Annotated in this window: 26 protein-coding genes and 1 pseudogene; 19 read left to right on the top strand and 8 right to left on the bottom strand. The window is 59.5% G+C overall.

What is annotated here, in order from left to right:
- The first annotated feature begins 43 nt into the window (after nt 1-43).
- The 4 genes from C8N42_RS16795 to istB all read left to right on the top strand — a co-directional run bounded on the left by C8N42_RS16795 (nt 44) and on the right by istB (nt 1,800).
- Nucleotides 44-352: a mercuric transporter MerT family protein gene (locus C8N42_RS16795; RefSeq protein WP_236016736.1), complete on the top strand. Its 309-nt coding sequence runs from the start codon at nt 44-46 to the stop codon at nt 350-352.
- 18 nt (nt 353-370) lie between these two features.
- Nucleotides 371-676 (top strand): heavy-metal-associated domain-containing protein, encoded by a 306-nt coding sequence (locus tag C8N42_RS16790; protein ID WP_038068071.1) that lies wholly within the window; start codon nt 371-373, stop codon nt 674-676.
- A gap of 4 nt (nt 677-680) precedes the next feature.
- Nucleotides 681-866, top strand: coding sequence for a mercury resistance system transport protein MerF (merF, locus tag C8N42_RS16785; RefSeq protein WP_107817721.1), 186 nt, complete (start codon nt 681-683; stop codon nt 864-866).
- Nucleotides 867-1,035: 169 nt separating this feature from the next.
- Nucleotides 1,036-1,800 (top strand): IS21-like element helper ATPase IstB, encoded by a 765-nt coding sequence (istB, locus tag C8N42_RS16780; protein WP_038068069.1) that lies wholly within the window; start codon nt 1,036-1,038, stop codon nt 1,798-1,800.
- Nucleotides 1,801-2,230: 430 nt separating this feature from the next.
- Here istB and C8N42_RS16775 read toward each other — a convergent pair whose 3' ends face one another.
- A complete protein-coding gene (locus tag C8N42_RS16775; RefSeq protein ID WP_419247628.1) occupies nt 2,231-2,749 on the bottom strand; it encodes an Lrp/AsnC family transcriptional regulator in 519 nt (172 codons plus the stop codon).
- Nucleotides 2,750-2,879: 130 nt separating this feature from the next.
- On the opposite strand from C8N42_RS16775, the gene C8N42_RS16770 reads away from it, so the two are divergent.
- Complete coding sequence (locus C8N42_RS16770; RefSeq protein WP_038068067.1) at nt 2,880-5,252, top strand: 1-deoxy-D-xylulose-5-phosphate synthase N-terminal domain-containing protein; 2,373 nt, start codon at nt 2,880-2,882, stop codon at nt 5,250-5,252.
- A 72-nt stretch (nt 5,253-5,324) separates the two neighbouring features.
- A pseudogene (locus tag C8N42_RS16765) lies at nt 5,325-5,642 on the top strand (transposase); the annotation flags it as partial.
- A gap of 117 nt (nt 5,643-5,759) precedes the next feature.
- Here the strand turns inward: C8N42_RS16765 and C8N42_RS16760 are convergent.
- From C8N42_RS16760 to C8N42_RS21775, 6 genes are all read right to left on the bottom strand, one after another.
- Nucleotides 5,760-7,211 carry an aldehyde dehydrogenase gene (locus tag C8N42_RS16760; protein ID WP_038068065.1) on the bottom strand — a complete coding sequence of 484 codons (1,452 nt, stop codon included), beginning with the start codon at nt 7,209-7,211 and terminating at the stop codon, nt 5,760-5,762.
- 127 nt (nt 7,212-7,338) lie between these two features.
- Nucleotides 7,339-8,172, bottom strand: coding sequence for a 3-(cis-5,6-dihydroxycyclohexa-1,3-dien-1-yl)propanoate dehydrogenase (gene hcaB / locus C8N42_RS16755; RefSeq protein WP_038068063.1), 834 nt, complete (start codon nt 8,170-8,172; stop codon nt 7,339-7,341).
- A 31-nt stretch (nt 8,173-8,203) separates the two neighbouring features.
- The gene (locus C8N42_RS16750; RefSeq protein ID WP_107817719.1) at nt 8,204-8,509 is read right to left on the bottom strand and encodes a non-heme iron oxygenase ferredoxin subunit; all 306 of its coding nucleotides are present in this window, start codon (nt 8,507-8,509) and stop codon (nt 8,204-8,206) included.
- Nucleotides 8,510-8,519: 10 nt separating this feature from the next.
- Nucleotides 8,520-9,077, bottom strand: a complete 558-nt coding sequence (locus C8N42_RS16745) for an aromatic-ring-hydroxylating dioxygenase subunit beta (RefSeq protein ID WP_038068060.1) — start codon at nt 9,075-9,077, stop codon at nt 8,520-8,522.
- Between the two features lie 86 nt (nt 9,078-9,163).
- The gene (locus tag C8N42_RS16740; protein WP_170109352.1) at nt 9,164-10,528 is read right to left on the bottom strand and encodes an aromatic ring-hydroxylating dioxygenase subunit alpha; all 1,365 of its coding nucleotides are present in this window, start codon (nt 10,526-10,528) and stop codon (nt 9,164-9,166) included.
- Nucleotides 10,529-10,595: 67 nt separating this feature from the next.
- Complete coding sequence (locus C8N42_RS21775) at nt 10,596-10,841, bottom strand: hypothetical protein (RefSeq protein ID WP_211309210.1); 246 nt, start codon at nt 10,839-10,841, stop codon at nt 10,596-10,598.
- Between C8N42_RS21775 and C8N42_RS16735 the strand changes: the two genes are divergently transcribed.
- The 8 genes from C8N42_RS16735 (at nt 10,741) to C8N42_RS16700 (ending at nt 19,649) form a co-directional block, all read left to right on the top strand.
- Nucleotides 10,741-11,679, top strand: coding sequence for a TAXI family TRAP transporter solute-binding subunit (locus C8N42_RS16735; RefSeq protein WP_207020159.1), 939 nt, complete (start codon nt 10,741-10,743; stop codon nt 11,677-11,679). The genes C8N42_RS21775 and C8N42_RS16735 overlap by 101 nt on opposite strands.
- A gap of 81 nt (nt 11,680-11,760) precedes the next feature.
- Nucleotides 11,761-13,701, top strand: a complete 1,941-nt coding sequence (locus C8N42_RS16730) for a TRAP transporter permease (protein ID WP_038068056.1) — start codon at nt 11,761-11,763, stop codon at nt 13,699-13,701.
- A 59-nt stretch (nt 13,702-13,760) separates the two neighbouring features.
- Nucleotides 13,761-14,471: a fumarylacetoacetate hydrolase family protein gene (locus tag C8N42_RS16725; protein ID WP_038068055.1), complete on the top strand. Its 711-nt coding sequence runs from the start codon at nt 13,761-13,763 to the stop codon at nt 14,469-14,471.
- Nucleotides 14,468-15,115 carry a maleylacetoacetate isomerase gene (gene maiA, locus C8N42_RS16720; protein ID WP_038068054.1) on the top strand — a complete coding sequence of 216 codons (648 nt, stop codon included), beginning with the start codon at nt 14,468-14,470 and terminating at the stop codon, nt 15,113-15,115. The genes C8N42_RS16725 and maiA overlap by 4 nt, the downstream gene beginning before the upstream one ends.
- A gap of 66 nt (nt 15,116-15,181) precedes the next feature.
- Entirely contained in the window at nt 15,182-16,426 is a 1,245-nt protein-coding gene (locus C8N42_RS16715; RefSeq protein ID WP_038068053.1) for a CaiB/BaiF CoA transferase family protein, read from the top strand.
- Entirely contained in the window at nt 16,423-17,331 is a 909-nt protein-coding gene (locus C8N42_RS16710) for a hydroxymethylglutaryl-CoA lyase (protein WP_107817718.1), read from the top strand. The genes C8N42_RS16715 and C8N42_RS16710 overlap by 4 nt, the downstream gene beginning before the upstream one ends.
- A 126-nt stretch (nt 17,332-17,457) precedes the next feature.
- Nucleotides 17,458-18,702 carry a cytochrome P450 gene (locus tag C8N42_RS16705; protein ID WP_107817717.1) on the top strand — a complete coding sequence of 415 codons (1,245 nt, stop codon included), beginning with the start codon at nt 17,458-17,460 and terminating at the stop codon, nt 18,700-18,702.
- 89 nt (nt 18,703-18,791) lie between these two features.
- Nucleotides 18,792-19,649: a fumarylacetoacetate hydrolase family protein gene (locus C8N42_RS16700; RefSeq protein WP_038068048.1), complete on the top strand. Its 858-nt coding sequence runs from the start codon at nt 18,792-18,794 to the stop codon at nt 19,647-19,649.
- Nucleotides 19,650-19,707: 58 nt separating this feature from the next.
- On the opposite strand, the gene C8N42_RS16695 is transcribed toward C8N42_RS16700, so the two are convergent.
- The gene (locus tag C8N42_RS16695; RefSeq protein ID WP_107817716.1) at nt 19,708-20,232 is read right to left on the bottom strand and encodes a MarR family winged helix-turn-helix transcriptional regulator; all 525 of its coding nucleotides are present in this window, start codon (nt 20,230-20,232) and stop codon (nt 19,708-19,710) included.
- Between the two features lie 383 nt (nt 20,233-20,615).
- On the opposite strand from C8N42_RS16695, the gene C8N42_RS16690 reads away from it, so the two are divergent.
- The 5 genes from C8N42_RS16690 (at nt 20,616) to C8N42_RS16670 (ending at nt 24,661) form a co-directional block, all read left to right on the top strand.
- Nucleotides 20,616-20,939: a 2Fe-2S iron-sulfur cluster-binding protein gene (locus C8N42_RS16690; RefSeq protein WP_107817735.1), complete on the top strand. Its 324-nt coding sequence runs from the start codon at nt 20,616-20,618 to the stop codon at nt 20,937-20,939.
- 45 nt (nt 20,940-20,984) lie between these two features.
- Complete coding sequence (gene gtdA, locus C8N42_RS16685) at nt 20,985-22,049, top strand: gentisate 1,2-dioxygenase (protein WP_107817715.1); 1,065 nt, start codon at nt 20,985-20,987, stop codon at nt 22,047-22,049.
- Between the two features lie 84 nt (nt 22,050-22,133).
- Nucleotides 22,134-23,129 (top strand): dihydrodipicolinate synthase family protein, encoded by a 996-nt coding sequence (locus C8N42_RS16680; RefSeq protein ID WP_037209924.1) that lies wholly within the window; start codon nt 22,134-22,136, stop codon nt 23,127-23,129.
- Nucleotides 23,126-23,722: a 2-hydroxychromene-2-carboxylate isomerase gene (locus tag C8N42_RS16675; protein ID WP_107817714.1), complete on the top strand. Its 597-nt coding sequence runs from the start codon at nt 23,126-23,128 to the stop codon at nt 23,720-23,722. The genes C8N42_RS16680 and C8N42_RS16675 overlap by 4 nt, the downstream gene beginning before the upstream one ends.
- A 33-nt stretch (nt 23,723-23,755) precedes the next feature.
- Entirely contained in the window at nt 23,756-24,661 is a 906-nt protein-coding gene (locus C8N42_RS16670) for a VOC family protein (RefSeq protein WP_107817713.1), read from the top strand.
- Nucleotides 24,662-24,746: the final 85 nt, after the last annotated feature.

Here is a 24,746-nt window from a genome sequence, read left to right as displayed (position 1 = left end):
GGATCGCCCCGCCCGAAAGGGCTAGCTTGCGGCGGGCGGGGTGATGGGCGCCTTTCTCGCCTCGGCCTGCTGTGTCGGACCATTGGTGCTGCTGACCCTCGGCATCTCGGGGGCCTGGATCGGCAACCTGACGGCGCTGGAGCCCTTCAAGCCGATCTTCGCCGTGATTGCGCTCGGCTTCATCGGGGCGGGATTCCGGCAGGTCTATTTCCGCAAACCGACCGTCTGCGAGCCCGGTTCCTACTGCGCGCGCCCATCCTCGGCGCGCATCACCAAGTCCGCTCTCTGGACCTCCCTGATCCTCGTCCTCGCTGCACTCACCATCGACTGGTGGGCTCCGCTTCTCTACTGATCTCGAAAGGACACCCTCATGAAGACGATCCTTGCCCTTGTTCTGTTCGGCCTGACCGCCACAGCACCCATCACGGCCATCCCTGCCGTCGCGCAAACCGTCGCCGCCGAGCAGACCCTCACCTTCGCGGTGGACAATATGACCTGTGCGCTGTGTCCGGTCACCGTGAAGCGCGCGATGGAGGGCGTCGAAGGCGTGCACGCGGTCGAGATCGACTTCGAGGCGCGCACCGCTACTGTCGTCTTCGACACCGCCGCGACCAGCGCCGAGGCGATCGCGACCGCGTCGGCCAATGCAGGCTACCCGGCGCGCGTCTCGGGTTGACGGGATGACCGAGCGGACAGACCGCAAGCTGATTGCAACAGGTGTCGTCGGCACCGTCATCGCAGCGCTCTGCTGCTTCACGCCGATCCTGGTCGTTCTTCTCGGCGCCGTGGGCCTGTCGGCCTGGCTGGGTTGGCTCGACTATGTGCTGCTGCCCGCGCTGGCGTTTTTTATCGGCCTGACCATCTAGGGGTCTGATGCCGGAGGGGGCAAAATAGTACGCTCTCATGAGCGTTTTTGATTTTCCCGGCATCAGACCCCCCGAAGCTGGACCTCGATGTCTACCCCTACGTGCCTCGGGCGAACGTCGAGACCACGTCCGCGGCCAGCTACATGTCCCTGCTGTCGGAGGATGCAGCATGACCGTGGCCCCGAAGATCCTGCTCGCGGATCATCTCAAGACGCTGAAGCTGCCCACCTTCCTTCGGGAATACGACAAGCTTGCCCGCCAATGCGCCGCCGAGGGTCGGGATCACGTCCAGTTCCTGGCGCGTCTCGTCGAGCTGGAACTGATCGACCGCGAGCGTAGGATGATCGAACGGCGGATCAAGGCTGCGAAGTTCCCAGCCACAAAGAGCCTCGACAGCTTCGACTTCAAGGCGATCCCGAAGCTCAACAAGATGCAGGTGCTGGAACTTGCCCGCTGCGAATGGATCGACCGACGCGAGAACGTCATCGCCTTGGGGCCCAGCGGCACAGGCAAGACCCATATTGCCCTCGGGCTGGGGCTGGCCGCCTGCCAGAAGGGGCTGCCGGTCAGCTTCATCACCGCCGCCGCGCTGGTCAACGAACTGATGGAGGCCCGCGACGAACGTCGCCTGCTCTGCCTGCAAAAGCAGCTGGCCGCCGTCAAGCTGCTCATCATCGACGAGTTGGGCTTCGTGCCGCTCTCCAAGACCGGTGCCGAGCTACTGTTCGAGGTGATCTCGCAGCGCTATGAGCGCGGGGCCACGCTGATCACCAGCAACCTGCCGTTCGACGAATGGACCGAGACCTTCGGCACCGAACGCTTGACTGGCGCACTGCTCGATCGACTGACGCATCACGTCAACATCCTCGAGATGAACGGCGACAGCTATCGGCTCGCCCAAAGCCGCGCCCGAAAGGCCGAAGCCCCAACCTGATCATCCGCCACAGGATTGGCCCTGCGGGCCAAGCGCCATGGCACGCGCCAGCTATGTGACAAGCGCGCGCGCCATGGCGCCTGGCGCCCGTCATTGGCCTGATTTTGCGCCGCCACGTGGCTGGTTTTTACTCCGCCGTTGACACGCGCTCCCCGAAAGGTTGCAACAACTGGCAGGAGATGGTGAAAGGGTCACCCTGATCGCTTCTTGAACCTGATGTGTGGACCGGCGCGGCGAAAGCCGATGCCTTGGAGCCAATGAGGAAGAAGCGCGCGGAAATCCATCGGGGCTCGCGGCGACGAAACATCGGGCCGCTCAAGGAAGCCGGATATACGTCTGCAATCGTGATCGCCGAACCAGACCAAGTTAGCCTGTTGCAATCAGGCGGGGTCCATATACGTCCACAAATGACAGTGCCAAGAGATCTCGTTTAGGATCCACCACGCCCAGTTGTTGTTTGCCTTTGATATCCTTTGGCATCAAGTTTCAGCGTGCGTGACAAGCCTGCCTTGACGCGTCTCAGTGGGATTGAGCTTTCAATAGATGCTACACCTGAAACTTTGGTGAAGGTGCTGGTTAGGAAGCGTTCAAAATCGGAAGGCCCGCGCGTTGCAATGCGCAGCAGATAGTCGCGGTTGCCGGTCATCAGCCAACAATCGACAACTTCAGGAAAGCTGCACACCGCGGCTTCGAAGCTGGCCAGTGCGTCGTCCACTTGACGGTCAAGTTTGACCGAGACAAACACGGAAAATTCATAACCCAAAGCAGTTTCGTCGATCAGCGCAGCATAGCCTGTGATCACGCCCGCATTCTCTAAAATGCGCAGCCTGCGGGCCACCGGGGATGGACTAAGTCCGACGGCTTCGGCCAGTTCGTTGATTGTGGCACGTCCGTTACGCTGCAGGACATGCAGAATACCCACATCGTAAGAATCAAGGTTGGTGCTAATCATCAAGTTTTTCCGAAATAGTGGCTACTGTCACCACATAACACATAAAATCTTCGTAAAATAGGCGAGAAGCGTCAGACTATTGTTGCTAGTCTCGCAACACTTCAAGCTTTGAATGCGAGGGCCGAAAATGACATCTGACACAGTCCATCTCAAAACGCTTCAGGACCGTTTGTTGTGGTTGTCGCATTGGATGATTCATCACGCCAACCACATCCGGCCAAAGGTAGACGGAATCAAGGTTGGTGGCCATCAAGCCAGCTCGGCCTCGATGGTGTCGATCATGACGGCGCTATACTTTTCCGCGCTGCGACCCGAAGATCGCGTAGCGGTAAAGCCGCACGCCTCGCCGATCTTTCATGCCATGCAATACCTGATGGGTCATCAAACGCTTGATAAGATGAAGAACTTTCGCGGGTTCGAGGGCGTGCAAAGCTATCCCAGCCGCACCAAGGATGTGGACGACGTGGATTATTCGACCGGCTCTGTAGGGTTGGGCGTGGCGATTACCGCTTTCGGGTCGATCGTACAGGATTACTTGATGGCCAAAGACTGGAGCAGCGACCTGGCTGCTGGCCGCCATGTGGCGCTGGTCGGCGATGCCGAACTGGACGAAGGTAATATCTATGAAGCGTTGCAAGAGGGCTGGAAGAACGATCTGCGCAACTGCTGGTGGATCATCGACTACAACCGCCAGTCATTAGACGGTGTGGTGCGCGAAGGCCTGTTTTCGCGAGTAGAAAAAATCTTCGAAGCTTTCAGCTGGAATGTCATTCGCGTGAAGTACGGCGCTCTGCAGCGCGCGGCCTTTGAAGAAGAGGGTGGCAACGCCCTGCGCGATTGGATCGACGCCTGCCCGAACCAGCAATATTCCGCCCTGACCTATCAGGGCGGCGCGGTCTGGCGCAAACGGTTGATGGATGATCTTGGTGATCAGGGGCCGGTGACGGCGCTGATCGGCAAGCGCAATGATACGGAACTCGCGGCGCTGATGGAGAATCTTGGCGGCAACTGTGTCGAGACCATGGCCGAGGTGTTTGCCAATGTCACCGACGACCGTCCCACATGTTTTCTTGCTTATACGATCAAGGGCTGGGGCACACCCATTGCGGGCCACAAGGACAACCACGGTGGCTTAATGACCAAGAACCAGATGGCCGACTGGCAACAACATATGGGCGTGCCGGCGGGGCAGGAGTGGGACAAGTTCGCCACCGTGCCAGACGCCGCCGCGCTGCAAAAGTTCCTCGACAAGGTGCCCTTTTTTGCCAAAGGTCGTCGCCGCTTCACCGACGCGGTATTGCCGGTTCCCGAGATTGCCCTGTCATCTGACCGCGAGATATCGACACAGATGGCATTCGGCAAGATCCTTGATGATTTGTCCAAAGGCGACAGCCTTATGGCGGAGCGCATCGTGACGATGTCGCCCGACGTGACCGGCACCACCAATCTCGGCCCCTGGGTGAACCGGCGCAAGCTGTTTGCCCGCACTGAGCAGGCCGATGCCTTTATCGAGCATCGCATCCCCTCAACCGCGAAATGGGAATTCACGCCGAAAGGTCAACACATCGAACTTGGCATCGCCGAGATGAACCTGTTTCTGTTGCTGGCGGCGGCGGGGCTGTCGCATTCACTGTTCGGCAAGCGGCTGATCCCGATCGGGACACTCTACGATCCTTTCGTGGCGCGCGGGCTCGATGCTTTGAACTACGCTTGCTATCAGGACGCGCGGTTCATGGTGGTAGGTACGCCCTCGGGCGTTACGCTGGCACCCGAAGGCGGTGCGCATCAATCTATCGGCACACCCTTGATCGGGATGAGCCAAGACGGACTGGCCGCCTTTGAGCCCGCCTTTGCCGATGAATTGGCAGTTATCATGGAGTGGGCCTTAGGCTATCTCCAGCGGGACGGTTCAGGCAATCCTGACGAGCGCACCTGGCTGCGCGATGAAGCCGGCGGCTCCGTCTATCTGCGGCTCTCGACGAACCCGGTGGAACAGCCCGGCAAGCGCCCGAATGGGGATTGGCAGCAAGGAACTATAGACGGCGCTTATTGGTTGCGTCGGCCCGGACCCAACTGCGAGGTGGTGATCGCTTATCAAGGTGTCATTGCGCCCGAAGCGATCCGCGCCGCAGGCGCGATGGCCGATGCGAGGCGTGACATCGGCGTGCTGGCCGTTACCTCGGCGGATCGGCTGAGCGCGGGCTGGACGGCGGCACAGCGCGCTCGGGCACGTGGCCAGCAGGGCGCGACTAGTCATGTTGAACGCCTCTTGCAAGATTTGCCGCCGCATTGCCGCCTTCTCACGGTAATTGACGGACACCCCGCGACATTGTCATGGCTCGGTGCGGTTCAGGGCCACCAGACGATTCCGTTGGGTGTGGAACGCTTTGGGCAGACTGGGACTATTGGCGAGCTGTACCAATACTACAAAATTGATGCGCAAAGTATGATAGAGAAGATCAATGGCTTGACAACAGGGCGCAAGATTGCCGTTGTTTAAGGAACGTCTGAAAAACCCACCACTTTTGGCGTGATCTGGTAGACTTGGGTGTCCCTGCAAGGAGTCCTTGCGATGCCGAAACAGCCCGCTCTTCCCGGCCTGCGCGACGCCATGAAGAAGAAACGGACGCGGCGGGAGTTGTTCTTGGCGGAGATGGATGCGGTGGTGCCGTGGGTTCGGCTGCTTGCGCTGATCGTGCCGCACTATCCCAAGGCCGGGCCAAAGGGCGGTCGGCCACCGATGGCTCTGGAGGTGATGCTGCGGGTCTATTTCCTTCGGAACTGGTATGCTCTGAGCGACCCGATGGCCGAGGAGACCCTCTACGACAGCCAGGCGATGCGCCGCTTTGCCGGGATCGAACTGGGCGATGACCGCATTCCGGATGAGACCCACCAGCTTTTGCCCACTCCAGCCGACAGATTCTGACCGGGCGGATGCGAATAGGATCATCACCATCACCGATGGCAATCATTTTCCCAACCTCATCCGCCCGGTTTCTGGCCTGCCTTACAGGGGATACTGTTGGGACGGCTGTTCGATCGTAATCCACTTCAGCTCGGTGAATTCATCAATCACCGCAGTGCTGTCGAACTGGCCCCAACCGCTGGCCTTCGTGCCGCCATAAGGCGCTTGGGCTTCATTCGAGACGGTGGAGCCGTTGATGTGCACTGAACCCGTCTGAAGGCGCATTGCGACATCAAGTGCGTGGACCATGTCTGTCCCGAAGACAGCAGCAGACAGGCCGTATTCAGTGTCATTGGCCACCCGAACAGCTTCGTCCGCGCCGTTGACACGGATCACCTGCAAGATCGGACCAAAGGCTTCCTCGGAGTAGATGCGCATCTTGGATGTGACACCATCGAGCACAGTCGGCGACATCAGGGTGCTGTCTGCAAGCCCGCCAGTCCGTATCTTCGCACCTTTTTCGGTCGCGTCGGCAAGCAAACCGTTCAGGTGATTAACTGCGCCCTGGCTGATGATCGGACCAAGCGCGCAAGCCGCCTGAGTGCGTGGATCGCCCGCCTCCAGCTGTGCTGCCCGCGCGGCGAGTTTCTCGACGAACGCATCGGCGACAGACTCATCGACGATGGCACGCTCTGTCGTCATGCAGATCTGGCCCTGATAGAGGAAGGCACCGAAGATGGTCGCATTCACTGCGCCGTCGATATCCGCATCCGCGAGGACCACCATGGGGGACTTGTCGCCGAGTTCCATCAGGCTACGCTTGAGATGGCGGCCACAAGCCGCAGCAATGATCCGGCCAACATGCGTCGAACCGGTGAAGTTGACACGCCGCACGGCTGGATGCGCGATCATTGCCTCTACGACTTCGGGTGCGTCCTTTGGGTCGTTGATCACGAAGTTGAGCGTTCCTGCGGGAAAACCGGCCGCATGGACGGCCTCAGCAACCAGCACATGGGTCTTGGGAGAGGTTTCCGAGGCGCGGAAAACAACGGTGTTGCCGCACATCAGCGGATAGGCAATGGCCCGCGCTGCCAGCACAATCGGCCCGTTCCAAGGCACGATCGACAGGATCACACCTACCGGCTGTCTCACGGTCATCGACAACGTGCCCGGCTTGTCAGACGGGATAGTGCTGCCCTGAATCTGCGTGGTCATCGCTGCGGCTTCGCGGAAAACATTCGCCGCGAGCATGACATTGAAGCGTGCCCAGAGTTCGCCTGCCCCGACTTCGGCTTTCATGGCGACAACGAAATCTTCCGTGCGCTTTTCGATCTCTTCCGCGGCCTTCATGAGCAGGGCGCGGCGATGGCCCGGACCAGTCTGCGACCAGGACGCAAAGGCGCGTTCGGCAGATTCGATCGCGGCCACGGCATCCCCTGGCGTGGCAGCTGCGCCACGCGTCACGACTTCGCCACTTACAGGTGAGCGGCGTTCAAATGTGGCGTTGCCTGTGGCATTCTGCGCCTCATTGTCGATATAGAGCTGAATAGTCATTCCATGTCCTCTTAAGTTTACTTCTCTGTTCTTGAAACCTGCGTCAGCCAAAAGCCTCGCGAGGATTCGTCCAGAGAACGACCCAGTTTCAACTGTGCGCACGGCCTATCCGTGCGCACGGCTATGGTTAAATTGCGCCGAACTTTGCAACGAGCTCTGCGCCCATATTCGGAGACCCAAAGCCCCGCATGCCGATACCGCCGTCGAAATTCAGTACGGCACCAGTGCCCGGCGTATTGTCGCGACGATTGGCGAAGAAGGCGTAGGCGCCAGCATATTCCCGCGCATTGAATGCACGTTCAAGCGGCAGCATTTGCTTCATCAGGTCGTCGAGCGGAATATCGGAAAACTTGATTCCCTCTTGCGAAAGGGCACTGGTTCCGGCGAGGTTGCTGCCACCGATACCACCTGGCGCGACGCCATTGACCCGTACGTGCGGTGCAAATTCATGCGCCATCTGCTTGATCATGCCGACCACCGCATGCTTCGTTGCCGTGTAAAGAACACCGCCACCGCCTGGATAAAAGGCAGCGTTCGACGCGGTAAAGATCATGTGGCCCTTGGTCTTGTAAAGCTCTGGCAATGCCGCCTTGGCTCCAAGGACATAGCCCTTGACGTTGATGGCGAACATCTCGTCGAAAGCAGATGACAGTTCGTCATCTTCTGTCGAGACCATGGTTTTCGAGTAGTCCCAGATGCCCGCATTTCCGACGAACGTGTCGAGCTTGCCGAAGGCGCTGACGCACTCGGCCACCGCCCGATTGTTGTCGTCCACTTTGCGAACGTCGCCCGCGATGCCGACGACCTTGTCGCCAAACGCTTTCACCGCGTCGTCGATGCGCTCTTGCGAGCGGTCAAAGATTGCAACACGTGCGCCTTCCTCGACGAAGCGTTCCACGATGGCGAGTCCAAGACCGGACCCTCCGCCCGTCACGAGCGCGACTTGATCCTTGAGTTGCATTGTAATTCCTCCCTGTTTTTGACGCTGTTTTTCAGCAGTCGATGTATATGAAGTCGCCGTCAACCTTTGCGGGGAACACCTTGAGTGCCTCACAAGCAGGCAGGGCCTTCACCTTGCCGGTTCTGACGCAAAATTTCGCGAAGTGCAGACTGCACTCGACAACTCCGTCCTCGATAAAACCGTCCGCGAGTGACCACGTGTCATGCGTACAGGTGTCCTGGACGGCGTGTATTTCGCCGTCCACCCGGCACACCAGTATCGGCTCAGGTCCACCTTCGAATACTTTCATATCCCCCTCCGGCACATCTGCCGAAGGGAGCGCCTTGATCCATGCCATATTTGTTCCCTTAGAAGAAAAAGCTGAGATTGTTCGACAGGATTGTGCTCTGGTCAATCAGGATCGTGCGGCGCACAATCTCGAAGCCCGCTTCGGTTTCAACCCGACGCAGAACATCCCGGCGCTCGCAGGCGAAAACGTCAAGTTGGCGTTCTTGCCGCGTCCTGTACACCATCGACGCCGAAACGACATTGATCGTATTCTCGTTTTCCGGAACGACCATGACGTTCCCGATCAGATAACGCACGCGAGAGGCCGGGTTTTCGGACCAGCCCACATCGGACATGATCTTGCGAATCCGGCCTTTCATCGTGTACCAGTTGTCGTCGAAATGGGCAAAGCCTTGCTCATCGGTATATTCCTGAGCGACTTCGCGCATGATCTTCGTCGAGCGGATCGGCATCCAATAGTGAAGGTCCTCAGCCAGCAAGCCGAACCACTCTTTGTACCGGCGATCCGTCAGAAGCTTGGATTCCCAATACAGGAACTGTTCGACTTCATGCTGAAGCTCCAGAGAAACGGCCTTGGGCTTGCTTTCGAAGGCAGCCTTGAAAGTATCATCGAGCATCTTATTCCTCCCTCATCGTAAAGTGTCTGCCGAGGCGTATCGGCAGACGTTTGATACATAAGCGGACATTTGCCGCCGATTGAACGTTACTCTGCCGCGAGCGGCCGTTGCTCGATCCGGCGGATTGCATCCCAATCCGGTGCGGTCATGATCTGCGTCCAATAACGGTACACGCCTCGCGCCGACTCCTCACTATAGGTGTAGGCGAAGCTCAGCCCGGGGAAGCCCTCAGGATTATCGGCCGTCACTGTATGCGAGCCCATCTCGATGTTGAACTTCTGGTTTTGGGCAACATGGCCGCGCAGCACTTGCTGGATGTCGCACCAGTTTTCGCCATCATCCTGCTCGAACACGCCGCCCGCCGAGAAAGTGCGCGATGTATGGCGACGCCATTCATCCTTGATCTCCTGCGGGGCAGTTTTGTCAACGAGAGTGAAGGTCCAGACCTCGATCTCGTTCGGACCGCGAGGCTGCCACATCCGGACCGTGTTGATCCCTGCCAGGAACGACAGGTTCGGGAAGACGTTGGTATGGCAAAGGTTCACGTCCGCTCGTCCCTGACCCAAACGCCGCACTGCCTCCTCGTATGCTGGCCCGGTCGTCAGGTATTCCGTCACCTTCGGCCCAACAATAGTCATGTAGAACATCGGGTTGCGCAAGAAGAGGCCGCAACCATGGCCGTTCTCCAAATGGACATTCAAGCCCTCCGTCGGAGGGGCAACCTGGGTAATATCCACATCTTCCGGCACACCGGCCATGATGCCGGACAGGTGTGAGGTGGTGCCTGCATGATAAGCGTCCGAAGCGAACTGCTCTGCCGCGAACTTCCAGTTGCAGGGAATGACCCACTTCTGGATGCCGGGGATCGCCTCGGTCCCCTCCTCACAGCGGTCGAGCATAATGTCCATATAGAATTTGACGTCACCCAGGTATTCGTCGAGCGGAGGCGCGTCGGCGTCCCAGTTGGCAAAAATCAGGCCCTTGTAGGTTTCGACGCGCGCCTGCTTCGGTCCCCACTCCGCCTTGTTCAGGCAACCACCGAAGGCTTCCTTCTCCATCGGGACGCTTACCAGATCGCCACCCTGATTGTATGCCCAACCATGGTAGGTACATGTAAAGGACTTAGCGTTGCCCGAATCGGCCCGGCAGATCCTCATTCCGCGGTGCTGGCACTGGTTTAGGAACACCCGGATGCTGGCGTCCTTCTGGCGCACAACGACCACAGGATCCTCGCCAATGTAGGCGGTCGTGAAGTCGCCCGGCTTCGGGATCTGCGATTCGTGACCCATGCAAATCCAGGTGCGCGCAAAAATGCGCTCAAGCTCAAGACGATAAAGAGCCTCGTCAACATAGATCTTAGGGTCGTACTTGCCGTTCTTCTCGTCAATCATTGCAAGAATTTCGGCATCAGAATAAGCGCCCGTCGCGCCAACATTTGCCTTTACGTTCATCGTAGGCTCCTCCCTCTGGAATCGATTTCCGCCGCACCAGCTCCTCGCAGACGCGTGGGAAGGAGTGTTACCGCTTTGCGGGGCCGCTGGCAATATGAAAAGCATGCTTTCCAAGCAAGGCCGTAACTGGTAAGAAGAAGCGCTTGCGGAGGAGCGAGTTCAGCATAGGGGGCGAGAAGATGAGGATGTTTTTGACGCGCGTTTTTGGCGCGATGGTATTTGCAGTGACGGCGGCTGGCGGTGCCTCCGCACAGGTTACATCGATCACGACACCTCCTGCGGGTTCGGTGTGGAATACGATGGCTTCGGTCATTGCGGCCGAGGCCCAGAAAAGCGGCGGCGGGCGGCTGGTTGTTCAGGCATATAGCGGCAACGCGCAGATGCTTCAGGCCGTCGACAGCAAAGACGCCGAATTCACGATGACCGACATCAATGACATGATCGTAGCGGTCGCCGGGGAGGGTGACTACTCGGCGGCTCTGCCGAATCTGCGTGTTGTGGCCAAGATCAATCCCTTTGCGGTAGGGCTGTTCGTCCGGGCAGATTCCGGCATGACGCGGGTCTCCGATCTTGCCGGAAAGCGTGTGCCCTCGGGCTGGGAGGCTTTCCCGCTGAACCGTCCGCTGGTGAGTGCGCTTCTCGAGGCGGACGGGATCAGCTATGGTGAAGTGGTTGAAGTGCCGATCCCCGATATCATTCGCAATGTCGATGCTCTGGCCTCGGGTCTGACGGATGCGGCCTTCTTCGCTGTCGGCGGGCCGAAGGTCGCTGAGGTCGGCGCAATGGTGGGCGGGGTCCGCTATCTTCAGGTCGCCTCGGATGAGCAGGCGCTCGAAACGATTCGCAAGTTTCGCCCGGCCTATTACTTCTCAGAGGTGACGCCCTCGCCGGTGCGGGTGGGTGTCGATGCGCCGATGATGATGCTGACATGGGACAACGTCCTTGTTGCTGGTGAGCATGTGTCCGACGAACAGGTCAAGGCGCTGCTGGCCTCGATTTTCGACAATGTGGGTGCGATCGGCGATGCCTATCCTCCGCTTCGCGTGATGAACATTGAAACCGCCTATGTCGATTATCCGGGTGTGGAATATCACCCTGGTGCAGCGGCCTTCTTCGCCGAGCGGGGCGTCGCCATTCGCGCTGTTGACTGACACGGTTATGACGGAGGGCTGGGCCGGGAGATTTCCCGGCGCAGTCCTTTTTGCATTCGCTCATTGTGGAGGAAACAGGCTTTGACTCAGACAACTGGCAGTCGGCTGCCAACATTTCGTCGGATTGCCGTCCAAACCCAGGCGGTGGCACTTTCGCTGCTGGCCGTCGCTGTGGGGTTCGACGCGCCGAGCCGCCTCGGGCTGAGCGTCTATGTCGAGCAGATATTGGCCGTCGCCCTGGGGCTTGGGCTGGGCCTGGTGTTCCTGATCGACAGAAGCAGCGTCGGCGAGAAGGATCCACGCGGCAGCGACGAGAATGTTCCGGCGGACGGTGGTAGAACCATCGACTGGATTCTTGCCGTCCTGGGGCTTGGTCTTTCGCTATATGTTGCCATAAACTATGCCGATATCGTCTCGCGGGTGATGTCCGCCCCGGTCGATATCGTGATCATGTCCGGGATGCTTGTCCTGCTGGTGCTTGAGGGGCTGCGGCGGGTGGTGGGCTGGGCGCTCGTCGTGGTGGTGCTTTTCATCGGGGGCTACGGGATGATCGGCCACATGATTCAGGGTGCGATGCAAACGCGGCAGGTCTCACCGGATCGTCTGCTTTCCTATATCGGGTTCGATGCCAATGGCATGCTCGGCCTTACCATGAACGTGTCGGTAACGGTCGTCGCCGCGTTCGTGCTGTTCGGGCAGATCCTCGTGCGGGCGGGGGGGGGCGAGTTCTTCAACGACATCGCGCTTGCCGCGCTGGGGCGCCGCCGCGGCGGAGCGGCCAAGATCTCGATCCTGGCCTCGACGCTTTTCGGCACGATCTCCGGGGTTGTGGTGTCCAACATCGTCGCGACCGGCGTCGTCACCATCCGGCTGATGATCCGCTCGGGATATCGGCCCCGGATGGCTGCCGCAGTCGAGGCCGTCGCCTCGACCGGAGGGCAGATCGCCCCCCCGGTCATGGGCGCAGTCGCTTTCCTTATGGCCGATTTCCTGGGCGTTTCCTATGCGCAGGTCGCGATTGCAGCGATCATCCCGGCCGCGCTCTATTACTTTGCGGTGTACTGTCAGGTTGATCTTGAGGCCGCCAAGGCCAACATCGCCCCCCTGCGTGAGGATGAAATTCCTTCTGCGCTCGACACTCTGCGTCGCGGGGGTATCTTCATCCTGCCGTTTGCAGTGATCGTGGTCGGCATGTTCTGGCTGGGCCAGCGACCGGAAACGGCGGCCCTCTGGGCGGCCGGCGTTGCCCTGATCTGCGGCGTCGCATACGGCTATGGTGGCCGGCGCATCACTCTGCGCATGATCTGGCAATCGCTCGCCGAAGCCGGCATCTCCATGACCGAGATCCTGATGATCGCCGCTGCCGCCGGCTTCATCATCGGTGTTCTCAACATCACCGGGTTGGGCTTTGCCGGCACGTTCGCGCTGGCCGAGATCGGTCGGGGCAGCCTTCCGCTGCTCTTGCTCCTCACGGCCATTGCCAGTGTTGTTCTTGGCATGGGGATGCCGACGGTTGCCGTCTATCTTTTGCTGGCGGTCCTTCTTACCCCGCCTCTGGTAGAGGCCGGGATCACACCGATGGCCGCCCATTTCTTCATCTTCTACCTCGGCATGATGTCAATGGTGACCCCGCCTGTCGGCATCGGCGCCTTCTTTGCCGCCGCGCTGGCCGGGGCCCCGCCGATGCAGACAGCATTCGTTGCGATGCGGCTAGGCTGGACAGCCTACATCATTCCCTTCATCTTCGTGGTCTCGCCCGCCCTGCTGATGCAGGGAACCCCGGTTGAAATCTTTCTGGCCACGTCTGCTGCGGCAATTGGGGTTTATGCCATATCCGCCGCCATGGTTGGCTGGTTCGGGGGCATGTTGTCAGGCTACGAACGCGCAGCTCTGGGCTTTGGCGGAGTGCTGCTTCTTATGCCGGAAGCATTGGGTGGCGGATACACCCTCATGCTCCATGGCCTGGGTGTCGCAATCATGGTGGCACTTCGGTTTCTGCGCAGGGCGATAGTGCCGACATGACTGCATCCTACGATGCCACATTACTGAATTACGACCACGAGGAAAGGACAATAACCTCCATGAATTACAGTTTCCCGCTGCCGCCTGCCGTCAGCCTGCCTATCGCCGGTCGGGACGAGCGTTTCCCTGTGCGTCGGATCTTCTGCGTCGGACGCAACTATGCCGAGCATGCACGAGAGATGGGCAAGGACCCGGATCGCGATCCGCCGTTTTTCTTCACCAAACCCGCCGATGCCGTTGTCGAAGATGGGCAGGTCGTCGCCTATCCGCCCGAAACGCAGAACTTCCACTATGAAGCCGAACTGGTGATCGCCATCGGCAAGGCTGGCACGGATATTCCCGAGGAACAGGCGCGCGACCACATCTTCGGCTACGCCATCGGCAACGACCTGACGCGACGGGACTTGCAGCTTGCTGCCCGTGCGGCAGGACGGCCCTGGGACTGGGGCAAGGCGTTTGATCGCTCGGCGGTGATCGGTCCGATCCACACTGGCGCGCCGGTCGGCAAGCCCGAGCAGGGCCGGATCCAGTTGACGCTAAATGGTGCCGTCAAGCAAAGCGCCGATCTGCAAGACCTGATCTGGTCGGTGCCAGAGATCATCTCGATCCTGTCGCAGTCAATGGAGATCCGGCCCGGCGATCTGGTGATGACAGGCACGCCTGCGGGCGTCGGCGCGATGCAGGTGGGCGATGTATGCGTCGTCTCAATCAGTGGGCTTGGAGAGATTACCACGACCATCGGGCCGCGCGCGAAGGGACACGTCGAATGACCTTCCGCCTTCATAATTTCTTCCGCTCATCGACCTCGACGCGGCTGCGCGCTGCCCTCAACCTCAAGGGCATCGCCTATGAATATGTGCCCTATGCCCTGCGCAAAGGTGAAACCCGTACGCCCGAATTCCTGGCGCTGAACCCCGCCGGACTTGTGCCGGTTCTGGAAAGCGACGATGGCCAGGTTCTTGTGCAGTCGCTTGCCATCATCGAATGGCTCGACGAAACCCAACCCGGACCGCGGCTCTTGCCTGAGGGGGCAGACGGGCGGGCACGTGTGCGCGCGCTTTCATACATGATCGCCTGCGAGATCCACCCCCTGAACAACCTGCGCGTCCTGACTCGCCTGACCGAGCAATTCGGTGCCGACGAGGCTGCTCAGAAAGCCTGGTTCACGGAATGGGTCGAAACCACCTTTGATCCGCTTGAAATCATGCTGGCGCAGGACAGTCGCACCGGGCGTTTCTGTCATGGTGATACGCCGGGGCTCGCGGATTGCTGCCTCTATGCCCAGGTCTGGAACAACCGACGTTTCGACATTGATACAAGCCGTTGGCCCACCATCGCGCGGATATTCGATGCAGCCGATGCGCTGCCCGCTTTCCGTGAGGCCGCGCCAGCACACCAACCAGATGCGGTATGACGCAACACCAACAGAAGCCGGACTCTCCTGAAGCGAGCGAGACGCCGGATATCTCGACGAGGACACATGAACACCAGACCAGAAGCCCCGCCACCCCTTAGCGGCCTCCGCATTGTCGAAATCGGCCACTTCATCGCCGCTCCGTTCGCCACTCGCATTCTCGGCGATCTTGGCGCCGAGATCATCAAGATCGAACCGCCCGATGGGGATCCTGTGCGGGGCTGGGGCGCGCAATCCAACGGCGCGTCACTGTGGTGGAGCGTTCATGGCCGCAACAAGCGTTCGGTCGCGGTTGATCTCAAAAGCCCCGAAGGAGTCGAGGCCGTGGGACGGATCATCGCGCGCTCTGATGCGCTGATCGAGAATCAGCGCCCCGGGGGCCTGGCGCGTCTCGGCTTCGATCGTAAAAGGCTGCAGGAACTGCGGCCAGGTCTCGTAGTGGCCCATGTCTCGGGTTACGGACAGACTGGCCCATTGCGTGACCGCGCCGCTTTTGGCGTCATTGGCGAGGCGATCGGCGGATTGCGTCACCTGACCGACCATGCTCCCGGCACCACCAATCTGCCGCCGCCACGCGTCGGCATCAGCATCGGCGATTCCGTTGCCGGACTTTACGCCGCGATCGGCGTTCTCGCCGGTCTTTTGCGCCGAGACGGCCGGACGGGCAGCGGCGGAGCCGAGGATGGGGACATCAACACCGTCGATGTAGCGCTTACAGAAGCCGTGCTGTCGCTCACGGAAGGGATCGTCACGGAGTACGGTGCGCTCGGCCTTGTGCGCCAACCCGTCGGCGCGCGCATCGCGTCGGCGGCTCCCACCAGCGCCTATCCCTCGGCAGACGGCCGTTGGGTCATTGTCGCTGCGAATTCAGATCTTCTGTTTCAGCGGCTGACAGCGTTGATCGGGCGCGAGGATCTGGCGGTACGACCGGAGTTGCAGACCAATGCGGGCCGCCTCAAGCACGTCGACGAACTCGACGAGGCCATTTCCGCCTGGTCCCGGCGGTTCGATGCCGGACGACTGACAGAGCTTCTGGCCAAGGCAGACATCCCTTCGACGCTGATCTACACTGCCGCAGAAATTGCCGATGATCCGCAGTTCCGCGCGCGTGGCATGGTGCGCGAAGTCAGCGACCCGCTACATGGCGACCTGCTTCATCCCGGCATTGTGCCGCATTTCCCCGATTCCCCCGGCACGATCCGCTGCACCGGCCCGGAGGTCGGACAAGATACCGCAGCCGTTCTGGCAGAGATCGCGGGCTACTCGCAGGATGAAATCAAGTTGCTCTACCAGAAGGGAGTAATAGCATGACTGCCGTCCAGATCGTCGAAGTCGGCCCGCGCGACGGGTTCCAGAACATCGGCCCCTTCATCCCGACCGAGACCAAGATCGCCGTGATCCGCGACCTTGCCGCTGCAGGATTGAAACGGATGGAGATCACCTCCTTCGTCAGTCCGCGCGCCATTCCTCAACTCACCGACGCCGGCGAGGTTCTGGCCGATGTTCTGGCCCAGGGTCATGTCGTGCCGCAGGTCCTGGTTCCCAATGCCCGCTATGGCCTGAAGGCAATCACGGCGGGAGCGGAGTTTCTGTCCTATGTCATCTCGGTCTCGGAAAGCCACAGCCGTTCGAACGTGCGCGCCACGCCGGATGAGGCCCTCGCCGATTACGCCCGGCTTGTCGCCGAGGCGCCCGATGGGCTGCGGCTGCGGTTCAACCTCGCCACCGCATTCCATTGCCCGTTCGAGGGGGTGACACCTGCCAACGCCGTGCTCGATCTTCTGGAACGCGCGCTGGAAATCTGCCCCGATGCCGAGATCTGCCTATGCGACACGACTGGCCGCGGCGAACCGGCGCAGGTCGCGGAATTGTTCAGGGCGGCGATGGCGCGCTTTCCCTCCGTTTCCGCTTGGGCGATGCATGCGCATGATACCTACGGCCATGGCACGGCGAATGTGCGCGCGGCCTATGATCAGGGTGTCCGCGTGTTCGATTCCGCGATCGGCGGGCTTGGTGGCTGCCCCTATGCCCCCGGCGCCAGCGGCAACGTCGCTACCGAGGATGTCGTGAGCCTGTTCCGGGATTGCGGCGTGGAAACCGGCGTTGACCTAGCAGCATTGGCGCCGATCGCTGCGCTCGTCCAAGCGCTGCCGGGCGCGAATTGCGGCCGGAGCGTGATCGCGGCAGGGGAAGGTGCTGCGCCGGTGAGGGCGTAGCGCAAGAACGACAAGCCATCCCGAACGACAGCAAAAGCGAAGCTGCGTTCAAGTTGAAAATTGACAGCATGCTTATCACCGCTTACATTTTGAGCTACTCACGATGTAGGGGTCAGGGAGGACAGAATGACCGGAACCGCTAAAATCGATCAGACAATTTCAGAGAAAGCCAAAGCTTTCAATCTGTTGGCACCGCCGGATGACTATTTCGACGATCCCAGCCCCTATTTTCGCCTGTTGCGCGACGGCGATCCTGTTCACCAACAGGAAGATGGCACTGTGCTTCTGACGCGTTACGACGACGTACGCCAAGTATGGCGAGACCTGTCCGGTCTTGTTTACAAAGGTGAGTTTTTCGAGAAAAAATTCGGCAAGGGCCCCCTGCTGGAGCATCACACATCGACGATGCTCTTCCGTGACAACCCCGATCACGACCGGTTGCGCGATATCGTCAACCCCTTTTTCTCTCAGACATCCATCAAGTCTCTGACGGACTTTACCCAAGACGTGATTGACCGTGAGATCAAGAAGGTCAAGCAAATGGGCGAGTTCGACTTCGTGCGCGATTTCGCTTTCCGCATCCCGGTTGCACTCATTTGCAGGGTCATCGGCATTCCGGTTGAAGATGCTGACTATATCCAGGGCGTGGGGCGCAAGGTGCTTTTCCCGCTCAACCCGCAGGTGTCGGTCGAAGCGATCAAGCAGGGCCATGAAGCAGTAACGGAATTCATGGGCTATCTCCTGCCATTTCTCGACGAGATCAAGGCGCGCCGCACGATCGACCCGAGCGAGAGCATCCTCTGCGCAATGGCTGCGGCGCAGCGAAATGGCGTTGAGGTCAGTGACGCCGAAATTCTTCACATGTGCATCGTGACGCTCAATGGCGGCCATGAGACCACGACAAACCTCATCTCTCAGTCGATGCATTTCCTGATGGATGACCCCGAGAGCAAGCGTCAGCTGGTCGAGGGTGAGGTTGCTCTGCCCACGGCACTCGAAGAGTTGATCCGCTTCATCACGCCGCTCCAGCTTCAGGGGCGGCGAACGACGAACGATGTGGAACTTGCCAGTGGTAATGGCACGATCCCGGCGGGCACCGAGGTGGTTCTTGCCCAGGCTTCGGCGAACAGGGACGAGCGTGTGTTCGAAGACCCCGACAGGCTGAATTTTGCGCGCCGCCCGAACAATCATGTCGCGTTCGGTGCGGGGATCCATGTCTGCCTCGGTCGGCCGCTTGCCAGGATGGAGGCCCCGATCGCCCTTGCGTCCGTGCTGAAGGAACTGCCGACCTTGGTGCGCAACGGCGAAGCTCGCTTTCAGCACAACACACGGTTCAGAGGTCTGGAAGAACTCCCCGTGCGTTTGGCTTGATCCGCGACGACCGCTGAGAACTAGTCACCCCGGCCCGGCGACCCGACCCCAGGATCGCCGGGCCGGGTGTCCGTTGATAAGGAGAAGAAATGAAGATTTGTCGCTTCCACAAGGACCGTATCGGTCTTGTTCAGGACGATGAGGTTGTCGATGTCACCTCGGCCCTCGACCTTTTGCCGCAACTGCGCTACCCGTTGCCGCGGCATGACCCGTTGATCGCACATCTCGATCAGCTCAAGGAGGCATTCCTTGTGGCTGCCAGGACCGGAGAGCGCAGACCAGTCCGTGAACTGGCCTTCGATTCACCGGTTGCAAACCCCGGCAAGCTTGTCGCGGCGCCTGTGAACTACGTCAAGCACCTGGAAGAGGCGCGCGCGCAGAAGGATCTGCACCAGGGCAATGCAGCCCAAGTGCGGGTGATCCACGAGACCGGCCTGTTTCTGAAGGCTACCAGCAGTCTTATCGGCCCCTCCGAGCCGGTGACACTGCGCTTCCCTGATCGGCGCAGCGATCACGAAATCGAACTTGCGGTCATCATCGGCAAACGCGCCGACAGGGTGTCAGCGGAGCGCGCGCTGGAGTACGTCGCAGGATATGCGATCGGGCTTGACATGACGGTGCGCGGCGCCGAGGAACGCAGCATGCGCAAGTCCATAGACAGCTATTCGGTGCTGGGACCGTGGCTTGTAACAGCCGATGAAATCACCGATCCGTCCCAGCTCGACTTCGAACTGAAGGTGGACGGCGTCACCAGGCAGAAGGCCAATACGCGTGATCTTGTGCTGAGCGTGCCGGAACTGATCGAGATGGCCAGCCGATTCTATACACTGGAAGTGGGCGACGTCATCTTCACCGGGACGCCCGAGGGCGTCGGGCAGATTGAGCCGGGCAACAAGATCCATGCCTGGATCGACCGGATCGGCTCGATGGAAATCGACGTCACCTGACGCCAAGAAAAGCTGGCCATCTGCTTGTGGGTGGCCAGCTGCAATCGCTATGACTGTCTCAATCCATGTCGGCGTCACGTGCGGTCGGAATTGACGGTCGTGTGTTCTTGCGTGTTGCATAAACAAACGCTGCCATGGAAGTCAGGAACTGACGCTGCACCTCTGGATCAATTTCATCCAAGAGCAGCGACTTCAGCTTCATGACCTGAATAAACGCCTTGCCGTACAATTCCTCGCCAGCAGGGGTGATGTCGAGCAGTTTCTCTCTGCCATCCGTATCACTCTTCTTGATCGAAAGCAGCCCGCGCTTCTCAAGCGCGCTTGCAGTTCGTCCACAGCTCGCCTTGTCTATTGCGGCGCGCCGGGCAACTTCAGTCACGGACAGGCTCGGGAAATTTCGCACTGTTGCGATAATGATCCAGCTCACAGGCGACAACGGCAGGCCAGCCATAGCCTCGTCGAAGGCACACAAGAAGACTTGGTAGCTACGCCGAATCAGATGCGCGGGATGGTCCTTAATGATCCGAAAATCGGCGTCGCCACCTAGGGTTTCGGGCGGTCTCCGCTCGGTATCATCTTTCATTCGCCGACCATCTTCTTTTTCATTGTTGATTGCTTATAGCATAACACCCTTCGATACCACCGACAACCTCGGGCAGCAGATGGACGTCTTTTACCCTTGGAGCGCGTTACCGGAAAACCCGGGCTCGGGTTTGGTCATGTCTGAGTCAGGGCCTTGGCCATCAATCGCTTGACTACCAGCAGCAAGATATGCATATAAGGTAGTATGCATGCTTAGTTTATGCCATTGATCCGCCTGAATGACCATGGTCAGGCGGGATTAGGCACGAAAAAGGCAGCCAAACGGAGGAATAAGTTCGTCGTTATTGTTCCCAAATGGGTGGGCAAGCCTGCCTTGAGTGGAGCAGTTTCGATTGTAACGACGTGCTGGGAGGGAGAATTTCTATGTCGATCCAAGTGGTGTTCATTGATTCGATGGGAGAGCGACGTGATGTATCGTCGCGCGAGGGGCAGTCTCTGATGGAGGCTGCGACGATGGCTGGCGTGCCGGGAATTGATGCGGATTGTGGCGGCGCTTGCGCATGCGCGACCTGTCAGGTCTATGTTGACCCCAAGTGGCTTTCTCTGCTTCCGCCGACCAGCGAAGGTGAAGCCAGTATGTTGGAGTTTGCGGCCAACAGGCAGGACAGCAGCCGGCTTGCTTGCCAGATTCGCCTGACAGCAGATCTTGATGGTCTCACCGTCACCACCCCAGAGTTCCAGTTCTGATATATGTGACGCTTTCTATCTGATCGCGTCAAACGGAGGATAAATATGTCGCTGACCGAAAAGCCTGTGGAAACAGCAGAACGAAAGATGTTCTACGACAAGATCGATAGCGGGTCCTATACCCCACTTTGGACTGTTTTGTCGAACATCATCACTCCTGAGCCCAAAAGCGGTTGCTTGCCCCACCTTTGGCATTTCGACGAGGCGAAATCCTACCTGCTGGAAGCAGGCGGTCTGATCACGGCGAAGGAAGCCGAGCGGCGCGTCCTTGTGCTTGAAAATCCAGGCCTGCGCGGTCAGTCCCGGATTACCACGTCGCTTTACGCTGGCCTTCAGATCGTCCTGCCGGGCGAAGTTGCCCCCGCGCACCGCCACAGCCAGTCAGCTTTGCGCTTCGTGATGGAGGGCAGTGGTGCGCATACGTCGGTCGATGGCGAGCGCACAGTGATGAACTTTGGCGATTTCGTAATCACTCCGCCGGGAGCCTGGCACGACCACGGCAATGACAGCGACGCGCCGATGATCTGGCTCGACGGTCTGGATATTCCAATCGTGTCGGTGTTCGACGCCTCTTTCGCAGAAGAGCATCACGCGGATCAGCAGCCAATTACCCGCCAGCCCGAAGACAGCAGCTGGCGCTACGGTGCCAACATGCTTCCGGTCGACTACGAAGCGACCAGAGTAGCGTCGCCGATCTTCAATTACCCTTACGAACGCTCGCGCGAAGGCCTCGAGCATCTTTTGAAGCAGGGTGAGGTCGACCCCTTCCACGGTATCAAGATGCGCTATGTCAACCCGGTCGACGGCGGCTGGGCGATGCCGACGATTTCGCCCTGCCTTCAACTGCTTCCGAAAGGCTTCAAGTCGCGGCCGTATCGGTCGACAGACGCAACGGTCTTTGTCGTCACTGAAGGCACCGGTCGCAGTGTGATCAATGGAAAGACTTACGAATGGGGTCCGAAGGATCTGTTCGTCGTTCCGAGCTGGCATACCGTCACGCATGAGGCGGACGGCGATGCAGTGCTGTTCTCTTACTCCGATCGCGTCTGCCAGGAGAAACTCGGGCTTTGGCGGGAAGACCGTGGAAACGCGGTTCCGCTCGGCGCATAGTGACACTGTCCGGCATGGTGCGCCCTAGCTGCGCACCATGCCAATCCACGCAAAAAAAACTCACATAAATCGGGACTTCAAGCCATGAAACATGAACTGCTCACGGTCGATGACGTGACAGGTTGCTGGGCGATCATGCCCACGCCGTCCAAGCCCAACGCGTCGGATCCGCGCGCTGAAGACACGGTCGATCTGGACGAAACGGCCCGTGTCGTCGAGGCTCTGATCGCCTCTGGTGTGAACGGGATTCTTTCTCTCGGCACCCTGGGAGAGGGAGCCACGACAACATGGCAAGAGAAGCAAGCCTTCATGCGCACGCTGGTCGAAGCCGGTCGCGGTCGCATTCCCATCTTCGGCGGGGCGACCGCCCTTAACACCCGCGACTCCATCAGCATGACCCGTGCCGCGCGCGAGATCGGGCTTAACGGGGTGATGATGGGGCCGCCGATGTGGGTTCAGCCTGATGTGCCGACAGCAGTTCAGTTCTTTCGTGATGTGGCCGAGGCGTGCCCGGACATGGCTATCTGTGCATATGCCAACCCCGAGGCATTCAAGTTCGAGTTCCCGCGTGCTTTCTGGGCGCAGATCTCCGAAATTCCGCAGATCGTATCTGCCAAGTACATAAACACGGCAGCGCTCTATACGGACCTGAACCTGACCAAGCGCCGCATTCGACTGATGCCGCTTGATGTGGACTATTACGCCGCCGCCCGGCTCGACCCCGAACACTGCACGGCGTTCTGGACCAGTGGCGCGGTTTGCGGGCCAGCACCTGTGATCCAGCTTCGCGACCTTGTGGCCAAGGCGGTAGAGACTGGCGATTGGACCCAAGCCAAAAAACTGACCGACAGGATTGGTTTCACCTATCGGACCCTCTTTCCCAACGGCTCGTTCAAGGAATTCTCGGTCTATAACATCGGCATCGAGAAGGCCCGTATGGATGCGGCAGGTTGGATGGTCGCTGGACCTTGCCGTCCGCCCTACCACCTGGTTCCCGCAACGGCTCTGGAGGGCGCGCGCGAGTCCGGGCGTCAATGGGCAAAACTCGCTGCGGAGCTTGAGACGGAGAGCGGCAAGTGACCAGTCGGCATCTTGACTTCTACTTCGATTTCATGAGCCCCTTCGCTTATCTGGCCTTTCACAAGGTGCCGGGGATCTGCAAGCAATACGGTCTGGAGTTTCGGCCCCATGTCGTGAACCTGCCGCAACTCAAACTCATGGCGGGGAATACCGCACCACCAAATGTCAGCCTGCCGTTGAAGATTCGCTATTTGAGCAAGGATCTCAACCGTTGGGCTGAGGAATATGGTTTGCCTTTGACCTTTCCGAAGTCACTCGCGTCCGAGAAGCTCAACAAGGCTTTTCTTTATGCAATGACGAAAGGCGAGGGAGAAGCCTTCATCCGGACTGCGTGGGACCGGGTCTGGGGAAAGGGTGCAGACTTGGCTGACCCGGCGTTGCTGGATGAATTGGCGAAGCAGTTCGGCTGGAATCCCGATGCTCTGTCGGCTTGGGTTTCATCGAAGGATGCTACAGACCAATACGAGGCGAGCACGCAGGCCGCGCATGAGGCAGGTGTGTTTGGTACGCCCACGATGATTGTGGGTGATCAGATGTGGTGGGGCAACGACCGCCTCATGTTCATGGAAAGAACGCTCCAACAGGGGCTTTGACATCAATGCCATCCATCCAAGGGGAGGAATAGTATGGCTCTTCAAAAACTGTCGCACGCGCACTTGCGGGTTAAGAACCTCGAGGAATCGGTGCGGTTTCACACAACTGTACTGGGGCTTGAGGAAATTGCTCGGCAAGACGGTACTGTTTACCTGACCTGCGGGACCGACGGAACTTTCGATGTGGCCGTGACCGAGGGTGGTACCGGCGTCATCAGCTTTGCGATCGCTGCGGATGATGAGGATGACCTCAATCACTACAGCAAGCGGGTTTCCGATGCCGGCGTCCAGGTTCGGGAGATGACGGACTGCGATCCGGGTGTCGAGAAGATCATCGAATTCGATCTGCCGCCCCAGAACCAGAAGATGCAGATTGCATTGCTGCGGTCCGAAGCGCGCAAGCACTACTATAACCCGGCTGCTCGCAAGGCCAACCACCTGAGCGGTCTGGCGCCGCTTGACCTCGACCATATCACGCTGCGCGTCGGTCCGGATGCGACCCAGACGATCGAATTCCTGCGCAAGCATGTCGATTTCTATGCCTCTGACATTGTCGAGTTCCCCGGAGGCGCAGGGCGTCTTGCGGCCTGGATGCATGTCGGCGACTATCACCATGACGTCGCAATGTTTGCGGGCGCGCCGCATGAGACGCTCGACCATCTCGCATGGACGATCCCGAACATGGAATACATGAAGCTCATGCTCGATCAGGTCGCACGCGGTGGGGTCATGACGGAAGCAGGCCCGGGTCGGCACGGTGTAGGCTCGAATCTCTACTCCTATTTCTTCACGCCGGATGGCAACAGGTATGAGCTTTCGGGGGAAATGCCGCGTTGTGTGGACCACAAGGCAGGCCCGTTCATCTGGAGCGCGGACAAGCCGGGCATCTTCAGCTCGTGGGGGGCTCCGTTCCCCGAGAGCTTCAAGGTGGGTTCCTAACTCAGGACAGGAACGCGCCATAGGCGCGGACAAGTAATCAACAGATGACGCGCGGCACAGGTCTGCGCGTCATCCGCATTATTGA

The organism is Celeribacter persicus (assembly GCF_003050785.1).
Lineage (GTDB): Bacteria > Pseudomonadota > Alphaproteobacteria > Rhodobacterales > Rhodobacteraceae > Celeribacter > Celeribacter persicus.
This window is presented reverse-complemented; position numbering and strand designations above follow the sequence as displayed.

Excerpts from the sequence above, each read along its gene's own strand:
- C8N42_RS16795 (WP_236016736.1), top strand. The coding sequence starts at position 44 with ATGGGCGCCTTTCTCGCCTCGGCCTGCTGTGTCGGACCATTGGTGCTG.
- C8N42_RS16790 (WP_038068071.1), top strand. The coding sequence starts at position 371 with ATGAAGACGATCCTTGCCCTTGTTCTGTTCGGCCTGACCGCCACAGCA.
- merF (WP_107817721.1), top strand. The coding sequence starts at position 681 with ATGACCGAGCGGACAGACCGCAAGCTGATTGCAACAGGTGTCGTCGGC.
- istB (WP_038068069.1), top strand. The coding sequence starts at position 1,036 with ATGACCGTGGCCCCGAAGATCCTGCTCGCGGATCATCTCAAGACGCTG.
- C8N42_RS16770 (WP_038068067.1), top strand. The coding sequence starts at position 2,880 with ATGACATCTGACACAGTCCATCTCAAAACGCTTCAGGACCGTTTGTTG.
- C8N42_RS16760 (WP_038068065.1), bottom strand. The coding sequence starts at position 7,211 with ATGACTATTCAGCTCTATATCGACAATGAGGCGCAGAATGCCACAGGC.
- hcaB (WP_038068063.1), bottom strand. The coding sequence starts at position 8,172 with ATGCAACTCAAGGATCAAGTCGCGCTCGTGACGGGCGGAGGGTCCGGT.
- C8N42_RS16750 (WP_107817719.1), bottom strand. The coding sequence starts at position 8,509 with ATGGCATGGATCAAGGCGCTCCCTTCGGCAGATGTGCCGGAGGGGGAT.
- C8N42_RS16745 (WP_038068060.1), bottom strand. The coding sequence starts at position 9,077 with ATGCTCGATGATACTTTCAAGGCTGCCTTCGAAAGCAAGCCCAAGGCC.
- C8N42_RS16740 (WP_170109352.1), bottom strand. The coding sequence starts at position 10,528 with ATGAACGTAAAGGCAAATGTTGGCGCGACGGGCGCTTATTCTGATGCC.
- C8N42_RS16735 (WP_207020159.1), top strand. The coding sequence starts at position 10,741 with ATGGTATTTGCAGTGACGGCGGCTGGCGGTGCCTCCGCACAGGTTACA.
- C8N42_RS21775 (WP_211309210.1), bottom strand. The coding sequence starts at position 10,841 with ATGACCGAAGCCATCGTATTCCACACCGAACCCGCAGGAGGTGTCGTG.
- C8N42_RS16725 (WP_038068055.1), top strand. The coding sequence starts at position 13,761 with ATGAATTACAGTTTCCCGCTGCCGCCTGCCGTCAGCCTGCCTATCGCC.
- maiA (WP_038068054.1), top strand. The coding sequence starts at position 14,468 with ATGACCTTCCGCCTTCATAATTTCTTCCGCTCATCGACCTCGACGCGG.
- C8N42_RS16715 (WP_038068053.1), top strand. The coding sequence starts at position 15,182 with ATGAACACCAGACCAGAAGCCCCGCCACCCCTTAGCGGCCTCCGCATT.
- C8N42_RS16710 (WP_107817718.1), top strand. The coding sequence starts at position 16,423 with ATGACTGCCGTCCAGATCGTCGAAGTCGGCCCGCGCGACGGGTTCCAG.
- C8N42_RS16705 (WP_107817717.1), top strand. The coding sequence starts at position 17,458 with ATGACCGGAACCGCTAAAATCGATCAGACAATTTCAGAGAAAGCCAAA.
- C8N42_RS16700 (WP_038068048.1), top strand. The coding sequence starts at position 18,792 with ATGAAGATTTGTCGCTTCCACAAGGACCGTATCGGTCTTGTTCAGGAC.
- C8N42_RS16695 (WP_107817716.1), bottom strand. The coding sequence starts at position 20,232 with ATGAAAGATGATACCGAGCGGAGACCGCCCGAAACCCTAGGTGGCGAC.
- C8N42_RS16690 (WP_107817735.1), top strand. The coding sequence starts at position 20,616 with ATGTCGATCCAAGTGGTGTTCATTGATTCGATGGGAGAGCGACGTGAT.
- gtdA (WP_107817715.1), top strand. The coding sequence starts at position 20,985 with ATGTCGCTGACCGAAAAGCCTGTGGAAACAGCAGAACGAAAGATGTTC.
- C8N42_RS16680 (WP_037209924.1), top strand. The coding sequence starts at position 22,134 with ATGAAACATGAACTGCTCACGGTCGATGACGTGACAGGTTGCTGGGCG.
- C8N42_RS16670 (WP_107817713.1), top strand. The coding sequence starts at position 23,756 with ATGGCTCTTCAAAAACTGTCGCACGCGCACTTGCGGGTTAAGAACCTC.